Source organism: Bacillus sp. UNC437CL72CviS29, assembly GCF_000482345.1.
Classification (GTDB): domain Bacteria; phylum Bacillota; class Bacilli; order Bacillales; family Bacillaceae_G; genus Bacillus_A; species Bacillus_A arachidis.
The window spans coordinates 125,946-139,464 of record NZ_AXVB01000004.1 but is presented as its reverse complement, the minus strand read 5'-3'; the positions used below and the strand labels follow the sequence as shown (position 1 = coordinate 139,464).

Genomic DNA, 13,519 nt, shown 5'->3' with positions numbered 1-13,519 from the left:
AAAAAGGTAGAAGTGTAAATGAAAATGAGAAGAGAGATTTTAATTTATGAAGTTCACTTACCTAGTAATTTGTCTTTGGAAGAATTTGAAGAAAGTTTATCAATATTAAGTGATGAAGAACTTAAAGTATATAAAAATTATAAAGTTGACCACAAAAAAATAGAATTTATTATAGGCCGTTTACTAATTAAACAATTAATTAGCAAAGAATTAGATATACCTATAAGTGAAGTTGAAATCATGAAAAATAAATATGGAAAACTATTTTTAAAGAAACAATGTATGCACAATGAAAAAGAATCGTTACATTTTAACTTATCACATACTGAAGGACTAGTTATATGCGTAATTGGTTATATGGATCAAATAGGAGTAGATGTAGAAAACATTACATACGATTTTTTAGAGGTTATGCCTCAAGTGTTCGTACCAGATGAAATAAAGTATATAAATGCAGGGTCATCATATGAAACGAAGTTAATTAGGTTTTTCCATTTGTGGACAAGAAAAGAGGCGTTAGTTAAAGCGAAAGGGTTAGGATTTTCACTGTCACCATTATCGTTTCGTGTACCGTATCAATTAGATGAAAATACTGCAGAAGACTTTAACTATTTTACTTATTCGCCAATGAAGGACTATGTAGCATCAGTAGCAGTTAAAAATGCAGAAGGCATCAAACATACATTTATATCAAAAAAAATCTGTTGGAAAGATTTAATAAAGTAAGTTATTTCATTCTGAAGTAACGTCAAAAAATTAGTATGTTGATTACAGGAGGAATAATATAATGGTTAATTTAATGAGAGAATCTGAATATGTACACTCATTTCTATGTAATAATCACAAGATTGAATTAGCTGTAGTTGATATTGATAAATTGATACCACACGAAGAAGTAGATTTAAAAAAAATCAAAACAGTTTCTGAGGGGATAAAAGATAGTGGCTTCGTAAAACATACTATTCCTTGTATCAAGTATGATGATAAATTCATCGTTCTGGATGGACATCATAGATTAGCGTCACTAAAAGGATTAGGTTATAAAAGGGCACCTATTCAAATTGTAAGCCAGGATTCAATCGTTTTAGATTATTGGTATCATGTAATTGGTGATTCTAACTGGAAACCTCAATTATCTGATACTATTCATTTAAACGTTGGTGTAACGATTGCGGAGTATAAATGTAAAGATTCTGAGAGTATTATGAGGGTGAAGAATCAAAACATTAACGATATCTTTACTTCTATTCAAGATATATACCATTCTTATGGAGTTAATCGATTTTATCGCCAAAGTACAATGCCTCAAAATGAATCATGGGTTCAATATAGTGGCATAAGCTTAGAGACGATTATAAATAATGCATTAAAAGGAAACTTAATGCCACCTGGTTTGTCGAGATTTAAAATTCCTTATAAAGTTTTAAACTTAGAAGTGCCTCTTTCCCTCTTAGAAAACGGAGAAGAAGCGGAGTGGATATGTTTTTACGAAAAAACGTGCGGATTTCAGGTATGTGATTTTCCAGTGGTATGCATCAATTAATTTCTGAATATTAAAAAGAAACATTCAAATGATTGTGTTCTATGTGAGGAAATTATACCTTAACCTGTTGTTAACAAATAATTTGTAAATAAAATTAAGAGGTGCTTTATGCCATTAGAAAAAACAAATTCGTCTGCAACTTCACTTTTAAGAAATCGTTTCATTCTGGTCATTCTAATTGCTAGTTGTTTTATGCAAATAGGTATTTGGATTAGGAATTTTGCTATTTTATTATTTGTTGTGTCAGTGACTGATGGAGATGCATTTGCCGTGTCACTTATATCGGTTGCAGAATTCCTTCCGATATTTATATTCTCATTTATTGGTGGTGCCTTTGCAGATCGTTGGAAACCAAAGCGAACGATGATATGGTGTGATCTTCTAAGTGCATTATCAGTGTTTTTAATATTAATTACCCTTATTTATACTACTTGGAAGGTTGTGTTCTTTGTTACTTTCATTTCAGCGACTCTATCTCAGTTTTCACAGCCTTTATCGATGAAGTTGTTTAAGAAGCACTTGAGTGAAGAACAAATGCAGAAAGGAATGTCATTATTTCAAACTATAATATCTTCTTTCATGATATTCGGCCCGATTTTAGGTACATTTATATTTGAACAGTTTGGTATCCATGTTTCAATGGCATTAGTGGGAATGATGTTTTTATTGTCTGCCATGACATTGATGTTCATACCAAAAGATCAAAACATTTCCATAACTGACCAGGAATCCTCAGTTTGGATGGACATGAAAGTTGGCTTCAAATATGTTTGGGTTCATCAAATATTAAGGACTTTAGGATTTGTTTTTATGGTTGCGGGCTTAGGTTTAGGGTTAATAAGACCGTTATCCATCTTTTTAATAACTGAGAGGCTTCATTTAGATAAAGAATATCTACAGTGGCTTTTTGCTGTTGATGGAGCAGCTATGATTATAGGTGGAGTTATTGTCATGATTTTTTCAAGCAAAATCGTGCCACAAAAGATTATAATGGTGGGAATGACGATCATGACTGTAGGGATTTTTATGTTAGGATCATCTACAGTGTTCTGGGTCACCCTAATTACTCAATTCATAATAGGTTTATTCACACCCGGGTTGCTTATTGGGATAAATACAATCATTTTAAACAACACCGAAGAAAATTTTGTGGGCCGCGTAAATGGAATTCTGACACCATTATTTACAGGGACTATGGTAATTAGTATGAGTATTTCTGGTCTATTAAAAGAGCAGTTTTCTCTATTCACCATTTATCAATTCTCTGCCATCTTTTTTATTATAGGTATTTTAGTCATGATTCCGATAATGAGTTTAAGGAATAATAAAGTGGAAGTTAATCACTCTTCCGATGTAAATTAATTTGTTATTCTACATTTACTTGATTCTTCTGACTTTTGAGGGCTGAGCATCTTTTAAACTTGTTGATTCTCATACTAATCATTTAAAATAGGATGTGATTAGTATGAAAAACGAACTGTATCCCGCATGAATTGGCTGTAAAAATCAGATGGATGAGGGCTAATAATCGGTAGGGGAATTACCTCATGAGTAAAGTTTCACTTTACTCATGAGGTAAATTTGCTTTGGACAAGCCGTACCTTTTGACTCGTCAATTACTCGATATATGTTAAAAATTTGATTAGAAAAAAAATGATGCGGGGAATAATTAAAAAGAGACCTTGTATAGGAGAGAAGACTGTGATAATATCAAGTGTGTACTAATTGACTATATTATCCATATGGTCATTTCGGAGGTGAAGATGTGGCAATAGATCGAAAGCATTCGATTATTGAAGCTGCAACAAAGTCTTTTTCAGCGTTTGGCTACAAAGCAACAACAATGGACCAAGTCGCAAAGTTAGCGAATGTTGGGAAGGGAACGATTTATACGTTTTTCAAAAATAAAGAAGAATTGTTTGGCGAAATTATTTCTAATTTAATTACAGAAATGAGACAGGTAGCCAAAGAAGCAATTCGTCCAGACGTTTCATTTTTTGAAAATGTACATAAAGCATTATATGGTATTTTAGAATTCAGAAAAGAACATCAATTGATGATTAAACTCATTCAAGAAGAACGAGATATGGGCACGAAAGAAGTACAAGACGGCATGCAACAAGTAGAGACTGAAATTGTATCAGTTATTCAATCTTACTTAGAAATTGCAATTGAAAAGGGCGAAATTAGTGAATGTGACCCGGAAATTACGGCGTTTATTATGCTTCGCTTATACGTATCACTTATTTTTGATTGGGAAAAAAATCATGAACCACTAGATAAAGAACGAATCGCAGAACTGTTTGAACTTTATTTATTAAAAGGATTGTCAAATTAAGATAATCCTTTTAATATAGTTGAAAATGACTAATTGAACGAAATAGTCATAAGTATTGAATGTTAATTTTTAATCTGTTTACATTGACCAAATGGTTTAAATAGTCATTTAAAATAAAAAAGTGCATAGTATAGAGAGAAGATGATAAAAGTTGGGGTTAGATAATACTTATAGCAGAATATGGCCTTTTTTATTTGGTTTAAAATGACTAATTGAACATTGCGGTCATAAATAAAGGGAGGGGAAACAATGAGAGGATTTACGTTACTTGGTAAGGAATTTACGGAAATTATTAAAAGTAAAAAAATTTTAATACCTATTATAGCTGTTTTATTTGTACCACTTTTATACGCTGGTATGTTTTTATGGGCGTTTTGGGACCCGTATGATCAATTAGATGATTTGCCAGTTGCAGTAGTTAATCTTGATAAAGGTGCAGTATTTGACGGCAAATCAATTGAAGTTGGTAAAGGATTAGTCGACGAGTTAAAGGATAATAAAAGTTTTAAATGGGAGTTTGTGAGTGAAAAAACGGCAAAAGAGGGAATGGAAAATCGAAAATATTATATGTTAGTTCGTATTCCAGAGAATTTCTCAGACAATGCAACAACGCTGCTGAAAGAAAATCCAAGACGATTAAACTTAGAATATATACCAAATGAAAGCTTAAACTTCTTATCTTCACAAATCGGCGGGACTGCGATTGAAAAAATTAAAGGAGAAGTATCTAATACGTTAACCAAAACGTATGCAGAGAAAATGTTTGATTCCCTAAAAGATGTTTCACAAGGATTTGCTGATGGATCGGATGGAGCGAATAAGTTACACGATGGTGCTGGGGAGCTGCAAGATGGATCTGGCAAGGTAACAGACGGCTTGCATACATTGCAAGGGAAGTCTGGAGAGATGAAGAATGGAGTTGGTCAGTTAGTAGGTGGATCTGGAAATTTGCTAGATGGATCAGGTCAAGTATCAAGTGGTTTAAACTTATTAAACAGTAAAACAGGTGAATTGAAAAATGGAGTTGGTCAGTTAGTAGATGGATCAGGTCAAGTATCAGGTGGTTTGAACCTGTTAAACAGTAAAACAGGTGAATTGAAAAATGGAGTTGGTCAGTTAGTAGATGGATCAAATCAGGTGACAGATGGTTTACATTTACTCGCAAATCAATCAGCTACATTGCAAAAAGGTACAACAGATTTGGCTACGGGAATGACTGGGCTTGCCAATGCACAAAGTGAACTAGAGACAGGTGCAAAAGATATTCAAAATGGCATTCATACTTTAAATAGTAAGGTGCAAGCCTCTATATCAAGTTTGAAAGATTTAGAGCCAAAACTTGCAGAATTGGGTGCGGCTTCACAAAAAGTGGAAGGGTTAAGTCAAGTATCACAAGAGAATGTTAAAGCATCGAAGGAAACGATGGATGATTTAGTTGCTTTACAAAATGCGATTAACAGTTTACCAAAAGAATCTCAAGATAAGTTACAGCCTCTTATGAAGAGTGCTACGAATAACATGGCTGCAGTTCAAAAGCAATCAGCCATCATTGCGGGTGGAACGAGCGAGTTAAAGGAAAAAGTAAGTGGATTACAAGTGAAGCTACCAGATACAAATCAATTGACGAATTTAGCGAATGGCATTAATCAATTAGAACAAGATCAAATGAAATTCGTAACTAATTTCCATAAATTTGGTGAGAAGTTAGATACAGCAACATCTGGTGCAGGTAGCTTATCTAAAGGATCCGAAAAATTAATTCAAGGTGTAAATAAGCTAGCAGACGGTTCAAATAAAGTGACAAATGGTCTAGTTCAATTAGCAACAAAATCAGATGAAATGATTGGTGGAATTGGTAAGCTAGCAGATGGTTCAAATAAAGTGACAAACGGTCTAGTTCAATTATCAACAAAATCAAATGAAATGATTGGTGGAATTGGTAAGTTGGCAGAAGGCTCAAATAAAGTGACAAACGGTTTAGACACGCTAAATGGTGGTCTAAATAAAATGTTAGATGGCTCAGGCCAATTAATCGACGGAGTAAACAAACTAGCAGACGGCTCCGGAAAAGTAACAGACGGTTTAGTAAAAGTAAATGACGGAACTGGTGAACTTGCTGAAAAACTTGGCGAGGGTGCTGAGAAAACAGGGGAAATAAAAGGAACTGATAAAACATACGATATGTTTGCAGATCCAGTGAAAGTACAAACTGAGAAGATGGCAGAAGTTCCAAACTACGGAACAGGATTTACACCATACTTCTTATCGCTTGGTTTATTTGTTGGGGCACTTCTATTATCGATTGTATTTCCATTACGTGAGACAGTTGGTATACCAAAGTCAGGGTTTAGCTGGTTTATTAGTAAGTTCGGTGTACTACTTGCAGTTGGCGTAATTCAAGCGCTTGTTGCAGATGCTGTATTATTATTAGGATTAGGTATTGAAGTACAAAGTGTGGCATATTTCGTATTGTTTAGTATTCTTACAAGTCTATCGTTTATCGCTTTAATTCAGTTCTTAGTAACTACTTTCAGCGATGCTGGACGTTTTATCGCGATTTTAACATTAATTCTACAATTAACAACAAGTGCAGGTACATTCCCGCTTGAGTTAATTCCAAAACCACTACAAGTATTTAATGCATGGTTACCAATGACGTACTCTGTATCTGGATTTAAAGCAGTTGTGTCAAGCGGAGACTTCGGATTTATGTGGCAAAGCGCAGGTATATTAATGATCTTTATTGTTCTGTTGTCACTTGGCACGATTGGTTCGTTGACTTGGATGCATAAGCGGCAGTTTCGTAATTTAGTAGAGGAGAAATCGATAGAAGCCTAGGGAGTGATTCTCTAGGCTTTTTTAAATTTTATAGGGAGATTTATTTTAGAATAATACTTTGTTCCAGCCTTTCTTTCTGACGAAGATGGTGTGCAAAATGCATATAAATCAATTGAAACCATTCTACAGCATTTAAATACCCAAGTCCCGGGTGCTCTACCTTTTGATTGTTTGGAATCGACGAGAGTTTTGGTTCAAGCTCTTTTATCTTTTCAATAAGTTGTAACAGTGTTTTTTGAATCGTTTCTTTATCTGTTGGATTGGCCGGTGTATACCCTGGACGATTAGGTACTTTTATTTGTATTGGAGGAAAAGCACCCATCTTATATACTTGCTCACCCATTTCGGTTTTTTTGCCATCTAAAGTGGCAGATTCAGCTGTACATGTTGCGATGGCATCTAATTGCATATTTGAAGCTGCAAGTAAATGATTATACATTTGTCCGAGTGACCATTCTTCTTCAGAAGGCTTTTTTCTAAATTGTTCAAGGGAGTATTTTTCTAATTCGTTGATGTAGTACGTGGCTATACTTTCGAATTTCTCTAAAATGGCATTTGGGTTCATCGTGTTAACTCCTTTTCTTGTATAAGATTTAATTCTTAAGGACTACTATAAATGACTGATGTTGACACCATTATGTCAGTAGTGAAAAAATTAAATTTGCAGCAATTTTTTTGCCTCTTCTCGAACTTTCTCAGAAAGAATAGTAGGTTCTAATACTTTTACTTGGCTTCCCCAGCTCAGCACCCATGGAAATACTTCATCTATACCTCTTGTTTTTAAGAAAACATGAAGACCATCCTTTTTATGTTCGTATGTATCGATATAAAAATAACGAGACTCTATAACTTTATGAGAGATAGTAGGGTGAAATAATAGATGAATGATAACGGTTCGATCATCTTTTGGCTCATAGTCTGGTAAATAGAATTCTTCTGGTTTTTGAAAGAATTTATGTTCTTCTTGTAAATCACTCATACGGTCTAAACGAAAATGCCGTATTTGTTGTCGAAGAAGGCAATGAGCGACAAGGTACCAAATCCCTGAGATATTCACTAAGCCATAAGGATTGACGGTGCGAGCCGTTTTGTCATTTTGATTAGGCTTGCGATAAGAAAAGGAAACACATTGTTGTTTTTGAATGGCTTCTTGTAAGAGAATCAGCTGTTTTTCGAGTAGTTCTTGAGCAAATTTTTGATGAGAGAAAGTCCCGGAGAGGAAGCGGAAAGTTCCGATTAACTCCTTAACCTTCTTTTGTTGTTCGGAAGGGAGAATGGATTCTAATTTTTCTTTAGCAGACTTTGCATGTGTAGAAAAAGCAGAATCAAAATTATTCTCAACATAATTGCTCCCTAATAAAAGCGTTACTGCTTCTTCTGGTTTAAATTGAATAGGCGGCAAGAAATACCCATCCATTAAAGAATAGCCTTGTCCGGGCATTGAAAAGATGGGAACGCCAGATGCACTCAAGGATTGCATATCACGGTATATCGTTCTCGTACATGTCTCGAATTTTTCAGCTAAACTTTTGGCCGTGACAATTTGTTTTCTCTGTAACTCTATGAGAATAGCGAGTAAACGATCAGTTCGATTCATTATGTATCATTCCTTATTTATTTGATGATAATCTTTATAATGGAATGTTCGAAAGCTACAATTATTTCTCCTGCAAATACAGACTTTTTACTATGAATAATATTAATATAGTAAAATCCTGCGAACTTATATTGCAGTTTCCAATAATATACTATATAATCTAGTTAAGAAAACGTTTTCATACAAAGGGGGAGAATTTCGTGTCAACGATCGAGGACGTGGCGAAATTAGCGGGGTTATCAAGAACAACGGTTTCTCGGGTGATTAACAACCATCCGTATGTGTCAGATGAGAAGAAAAAGAGGGTTCAATTGGCGATGAAGCATTTAGGATTCGTTCCTAATTCTGCAGCAAGAAGGCTCCGTAAACAGAAAACAGAAACAATTGCGGTGCTTGTTCCAAGGATTACAAATCCATTTTTCAGTAGATTTATTGAAGCGATTGAAATTGCTGCTTCTGAACATAAATATAAACTGATTATTTGCCAAACAAGATACTTACCGGAAAAAGAGATGGAATACTTACAACTGTTATCAACAAAACAAGTTGATGGGATTATCTTATGTTCACTTGAGAATCCATGGGAGAATGTGGAGCCATACTTACAACACGGTCCAATCGTGTTATGTAATGAGTACATTGAAGAAGCAAATATTCCAACGGTTAAATTTGATCATGCACAAGGGGCTTATATCGCTGCGAAGCATGTATTAGAACAAGGTTATCGCAACCTTATTTTTTGTCGTGGAAATGAAACGAAAGTAGTGAGCCAACAGCGAAAAATGGGCTTTTTACGTGCAATCACTGAGAAGAGCAAAGAAGTAGAAGCGATCGATTTTCTTGAAAACGCTTTCTCTTGGGAAGATGGAAAAAGAATGTTCCATGAAGTATTAAAGGACAAAAAAAATCCTACCGCTATTTTGGCAGGAGGCGATGAAGTCGCAGCTGGAATTATCGCAGAAGCGAAACGCCATGGCTGGAGCATTCCTGATGATTTAGCTGTAGTTGGCTTTGATAATCAAATTTTATCACAGATTTCAGAGCCTGGTATTACGACAATTGAACAGCCAATTGATGAAATGGCCCATAAAGTTGTCGATTTAATGATGGATAAAATCCATACGAAAAATTATCGTAAAAAAGAATTGTATGAGTTTGAACTAGAGCTCTTGGTGAAAGGTTCAACGACGAAGGATACAATGTTACTAGCCTAGTAGACGATGTCTGCTAGGTTTTTCTTATGTTTAGAAACTACTATTCTTCGTGAACGCAGTCGTCACATTTATTATGATATGCTTCGTGTTGCTCATCAATTTCTTTTCCGCAATGTGCACACGTTTTTGTTGGCAAATTTCTGAAAAATTCCATCGGTTGATCGATCATGTAAATCCCTCCATTTCCATTTCTTAGTATCATTGTATTAGTACAAAAAACAAATGTCAACAACTGTTTTATAACAAAGTGAAAAATAATGAAAAAGTTTAGGAAATGGATTATAGTTAAAACTGTAGAGTGTAAGTAAAAATCTTTCTCAATAGATGGAAGAATACTGCATTTCTAGCGGTTTAGAAAGGATGGATACATATGAAAATGACTGTTGTTGGCTTTTGGGGTGGCTTTCCAGAAGTGGGAGAAGCAACGTCGGGGTATTTGTTTGAACACGATGGTTTTCGTTTGCTTGTTGACTGTGGCAGTGGTGTACTAGCACAGCTTCAAAAATATATAACACCATCTGATATAGATGCAGTTCTGTTGTCACATTATCATCACGATCATGTTGCGGATATTGGAGTGTTGCAATATGCAAGATTAATTTCAAGCATGGTAAAAGGGCAATTACCACAATTACCGATTTATGGACATGGATTTGATGTGCAAGGATTTTCTTCCTTAACACATGAACCGTATACGAAAGGGATTGTGTACAATCCGGAAGAAACGGTGCAGATTGGACCATTTTCTATTTCCTTTTTAAAAACAGTTCATCCCGTTATCTGCTATGCGATGCGGATTACAGTAGGGGATAAAGTTGTTGTATATAGTGCTGATTCCAGTTACATTCCTGAATTTATTCCATTTACAAAAGATGCGGATTTATTTATTTGTGAATGTAATATGTATGCACATCAAGAAGCTGCTAAGGCAGGACATATGAATAGTACAGAAGTAGCGGATATTGCAAAACATGCAAATGTTAAGGAACTCCTATTAACTCACTTGCCGCATACAGGAAACCCATCTGATTTAGTAGAAGAAGCAAAACAAATTTTCAGTGGCTCTATTGTGCTTGCGCATAGCGGTTACGTTTGGAACTCATGAGGTGATTAGATGTTATTTATTGATAATAAAGGGATTACAGATCCTACGATTAACTTAGCGATTGAAGAATATTGCGTGAAAAATTTAGATATTAATGAAACGTACCTTTTGTTCTACATTAATGAACCTTCCATTATTATTGGAAAAAACCAAAACACAGTAGAAGAAATTAATGCGGATTATGTAAAAGAAAAAGGGATTCATGTTGTACGTCGCTTATCAGGTGGTGGCGCTGTATATCATGATTTAGGAAACTTAAACTTCAGTTTTATTACGAAGGATGATGGGGATAGTTTTCATAACTTTAAAAAGTTCACAGAGCCTGTTACGAAAGCGCTTGGAAAATTAGGCGTAAATGCAGAGCTTAGTGGCCGTAATGATATTTTAGCGGAAGGTAGAAAAATCTCAGGTAATGCGCAGTTCTCAACGAAAGGCCGTATGTTTAGTCACGGTACATTACTATTTGATTCTGAAATTGAACATGTTGTATCTGCACTAAAAGTAAAAATGGACAAGATTCAATCAAAAGGAATTAAGTCAATCCGTAGCCGCGTAGCGAACATTACGGAATTTTTAAATGAAAAGATGACAACAGAAGAGTTTAAACAACTTCTTCTAGCGACGATTTTTGAAGGGGAAACAGAAATTCCAACATATGAGTTAACAGAAGAAGATTGGAAAGAAATCTATAAAATTTCTGAAGAGCGCTACCGTAATTGGGATTGGAACTACGGAAAGTCTCCTAAGTTCAACTTACAACATTCACACCGTTTCCCAGTTGGACAAGTTGATGTTCGCTTAGAGGTGACAAAAGGAACGGTAACAGAGTGTAAAGTATACGGTGATTTCTTCGGCGCACTAGATGTTCATGATATTGAAGAGCGTTTAATAGGAGTACAGTTTGATAAAGAAGCTTTTGCTAAGGCGTTAGAAGATGTAGATGTCAAACGCTACTTTGGTAATATAACAAAAGAAGATTTCTTAGCATTATTCTTTTAACTCGTAAAAACAGTCATAGTATCCGTATGACTGTTTTTTATTTTGTTGCAAAAAAACGTATAAAAACAAGGGATAGAGCCTCTCATTGAAAAATGAATGAATGCTCATTTATATGCAAGTATTTGGATTTTACTTGCTAGTTTAATTTTCTTTTAATATAATGTATTTAGAATTTTTAAATTTTCTAAATTTTATAAAGGTGGGGTTTATGTGAATCTCGTTCAATCTTTGGCTGAAACAGCAAAAAAGAAAGGGGAGAAACCGGCGTATATATTTATGGATCAGTCGGTCTCGTATGACCAATTAAACAAAACGGTCACGAAGTTTTCTAGTAGTTTAGCAAAAATGGGCATTGGAAAAGGGGACAATGTCGCATTAATTGTTGGTAATTCACCGCATTTTTTAGTTGGTTTATATGGGACGATGAAAGCCGGAGCAACTGTCATTCCAATTAACCCAATTTATACAGCAGACGAAATGCATTATATTTTACAAAATGGAGATGTAAAAACAATCATCACACTCGACGTCCTTCTACCTGTTATACAATCTCTTACAACAAGACTTCCTTCTCTTGAACATATCATCATATGTGAAACCTCAACAGATTTCAATCATACAGAAACCGAAAAAATGAAAACGTTTACTAGTCTTATAGGAAACGGTGACCCATCCTATGAAGGTCCGGAGCTAGATGAAGAAGATGTAGCTGTTATTTTGTACACTTCAGGAACAACTGGAAAACCAAAGGGTGCTATGTTAACACATAAAAATTTATATAGTAATGCTAGCGATGTAGCATCGTATTTACAATATACTGCAGATGATCGCGTTGTTGCTGCGCTTCCAATGTTCCATGTATTTTGTTTAACGGTAGCTGTGAATGCTCCAATTGTTAACGGTGCGACGATTTTAATGTTGCCGAAGTTTAGTCCGAAAGAAGTATTTCGTATTTGTCGTACATATGAACCAACAATCTTTGCTGGAGTACCGACGATGTACAATTATTTATATTTATATGAAGAAGCAAGTGCAGAGGATGTTAAGACGCTTCGTCTCTGTATTTCGGGTGGAGCTTCTATGCCTGTTGCGCTTTTGAAAAACTTTGAAAATCGCTTTAATGTTATTGTTTCAGAGGGATATGGATTATCAGAGGCTTCACCAGTTACTTGTTTTAATCCGCTAGATCGTCCGCGTAAACCAGGTTCAATTGGAACGAATATTTGGCATGTAGAAAATAAAATTGTCAATGAGCTTGGAGAAGAAGTGCCTGTGGATGAAGTTGGGGAATTAATTGTCCGCGGTCCAAATGTGATGAAGGGATATTATAATGCACCAGAAGATACAGCGGCAACGCTTCGTGATGGATGGCTGTATACAGGGGACTTAGCAAGAATGGATGACGAAGGCTACATCTATATTGTTGATCGTAAAAAGGATATTGTCCTTGTAGGTGGTTATAACGTATATCCTCGTGAAGTAGAGGAAGTATTATACCAGCACGAAGCAGTTGCAGAAGTTGTCGCAATTGGTGTTCCAGATGAAAACTTAGGAGAAGCAGTGCGCGCCTATGTTGTTCTGAAGAATGGTGCGGTAACAGAAGAAGAGTTAACGCATTACTGTTCTTTACATCTTGCAAAATATAAGGTGCCAAAGAGTATAGAGTTTTTGGAAGAGTTGCCGAAGAATACGACAGGTAAACTCTTGAGAAGAGCGCTGAGGGAAAAGGCGTTAAATGTATAATGTTTTTTAATTAACATGCGGTAGCTCCCGGACTAAAGTTTGATCAAAAATAAAGCAGAAACCTGCATGTTACGGAGAACTCAAAGAATCCATTTTGAAAAAAACAATCAAAATGGATTCTATAGTTTTAAATGTAGATGGA

12 protein-coding genes are annotated in these 13,519 nt (G+C 35.2%); 9 read left to right on the top strand and 3 right to left on the bottom strand.

Features of this window, described 5'->3' with window-relative positions:
* Positions 1 to 18: 18 nt before the first annotated feature.
* The 5 genes from M014_RS0103880 (at position 19) to M014_RS0103860 (ending at position 6,719) form a co-directional block, all read left to right on the top strand.
* The gene (locus M014_RS0103880) at positions 19 to 726 is read left to right on the top strand and encodes a 4'-phosphopantetheinyl transferase family protein (protein ID WP_026590542.1); all 708 of its coding nucleotides are present in this window, start codon (positions 19 to 21) and stop codon (positions 724 to 726) included.
* 61 nt (positions 727 to 787) lie between these two features.
* Positions 788 to 1,543, top strand: a complete 756-nt coding sequence (locus M014_RS0103875; RefSeq protein WP_026590541.1) for a ParB N-terminal domain-containing protein — start codon at positions 788 to 790, stop codon at positions 1,541 to 1,543.
* Between the two features lie 108 nt (positions 1,544 to 1,651).
* Positions 1,652 to 2,905: an MFS transporter gene (locus M014_RS0103870; RefSeq protein ID WP_026590540.1), complete on the top strand. Its 1,254-nt coding sequence runs from the start codon at positions 1,652 to 1,654 to the stop codon at positions 2,903 to 2,905.
* Positions 2,906 to 3,308: 403 nt separating this feature from the next.
* Complete coding sequence (locus tag M014_RS0103865; RefSeq protein WP_026590539.1) at positions 3,309 to 3,881, top strand: TetR/AcrR family transcriptional regulator; 573 nt, start codon at positions 3,309 to 3,311, stop codon at positions 3,879 to 3,881.
* A 249-nt stretch (positions 3,882 to 4,130) separates the two neighbouring features.
* Positions 4,131 to 6,719 carry a YhgE/Pip domain-containing protein gene (locus M014_RS0103860; RefSeq protein ID WP_026590538.1) on the top strand — a complete coding sequence of 863 codons (2,589 nt, stop codon included), beginning with the start codon at positions 4,131 to 4,133 and terminating at the stop codon, positions 6,717 to 6,719.
* 40 nt (positions 6,720 to 6,759) lie between these two features.
* Here the strand turns inward: M014_RS0103860 and M014_RS0103855 are convergent, their stop codons facing one another.
* Positions 6,760 to 7,284, bottom strand: a complete 525-nt coding sequence (locus tag M014_RS0103855; RefSeq protein WP_026590537.1) for a DinB family protein — start codon at positions 7,282 to 7,284, stop codon at positions 6,760 to 6,762.
* Between the two features lie 90 nt (positions 7,285 to 7,374).
* Positions 7,375 to 8,316: a helix-turn-helix transcriptional regulator gene (locus M014_RS0103850; RefSeq protein ID WP_026590536.1), complete on the bottom strand. Its 942-nt coding sequence runs from the start codon at positions 8,314 to 8,316 to the stop codon at positions 7,375 to 7,377.
* A gap of 200 nt (positions 8,317 to 8,516) precedes the next feature.
* Between M014_RS0103850 and M014_RS0103845 the strand changes: the two genes are divergently transcribed.
* Positions 8,517 to 9,530, top strand: coding sequence for a LacI family DNA-binding transcriptional regulator (locus tag M014_RS0103845; protein ID WP_026590535.1), 1,014 nt, complete (start codon positions 8,517 to 8,519; stop codon positions 9,528 to 9,530).
* A gap of 40 nt (positions 9,531 to 9,570) precedes the next feature.
* Here M014_RS0103845 and yhfH read toward each other — a convergent pair whose 3' ends face one another.
* Positions 9,571 to 9,699: a protein YhfH gene (yhfH, locus tag M014_RS27815; protein WP_000567010.1), complete on the bottom strand. Its 129-nt coding sequence runs from the start codon at positions 9,697 to 9,699 to the stop codon at positions 9,571 to 9,573.
* Positions 9,700 to 9,900: 201 nt separating this feature from the next.
* Here yhfH and M014_RS0103835 point away from each other — a divergent pair, with 201 nt between their 5' ends.
* The 3 genes from M014_RS0103835 to M014_RS0103825 all read left to right on the top strand — a co-directional run bounded on the left by M014_RS0103835 (position 9,901) and on the right by M014_RS0103825 (position 13,377).
* Positions 9,901 to 10,635 carry an MBL fold metallo-hydrolase gene (locus M014_RS0103835; RefSeq protein WP_026590534.1) on the top strand — a complete coding sequence of 245 codons (735 nt, stop codon included), beginning with the start codon at positions 9,901 to 9,903 and terminating at the stop codon, positions 10,633 to 10,635.
* A 9-nt stretch (positions 10,636 to 10,644) separates the two neighbouring features.
* A complete protein-coding gene (locus M014_RS0103830; protein ID WP_026590533.1) occupies positions 10,645 to 11,634 on the top strand; it encodes a lipoate--protein ligase in 990 nt (329 codons plus the stop codon).
* Between the two features lie 210 nt (positions 11,635 to 11,844).
* Positions 11,845 to 13,377: a fatty acid--CoA ligase family protein gene (locus M014_RS0103825; RefSeq protein ID WP_026590532.1), complete on the top strand. Its 1,533-nt coding sequence runs from the start codon at positions 11,845 to 11,847 to the stop codon at positions 13,375 to 13,377.
* Positions 13,378 to 13,519: the final 142 nt, after the last annotated feature.

Bases quoted from the DNA above. Each gene is read 5' to 3' on its own strand.
- M014_RS0103880 (WP_026590542.1), top strand. From the start codon at position 19: ATGAAAATGAGAAGAGAGATTTTAATTTATGAAGTTCACTTACCTAGT.
- M014_RS0103850 (WP_026590536.1), bottom strand. From the start codon at position 8,316: ATGAATCGAACTGATCGTTTACTCGCTATTCTCATAGAGTTACAGAGA.
- M014_RS0103875 (WP_026590541.1), top strand. From the start codon at position 788: ATGGTTAATTTAATGAGAGAATCTGAATATGTACACTCATTTCTATGT.
- M014_RS0103830 (WP_026590533.1), top strand. From the start codon at position 10,645: ATGTTATTTATTGATAATAAAGGGATTACAGATCCTACGATTAACTTA.
- M014_RS0103855 (WP_026590537.1), bottom strand. From the start codon at position 7,284: ATGAACCCAAATGCCATTTTAGAGAAATTCGAAAGTATAGCCACGTAC.
- M014_RS0103860 (WP_026590538.1), top strand. From the start codon at position 4,131: ATGAGAGGATTTACGTTACTTGGTAAGGAATTTACGGAAATTATTAAA.
- yhfH (WP_000567010.1), bottom strand. From the start codon at position 9,699: ATGATCGATCAACCGATGGAATTTTTCAGAAATTTGCCAACAAAAACG.
- M014_RS0103835 (WP_026590534.1), top strand. From the start codon at position 9,901: ATGAAAATGACTGTTGTTGGCTTTTGGGGTGGCTTTCCAGAAGTGGGA.
- M014_RS0103870 (WP_026590540.1), top strand. From the start codon at position 1,652: ATGCCATTAGAAAAAACAAATTCGTCTGCAACTTCACTTTTAAGAAAT.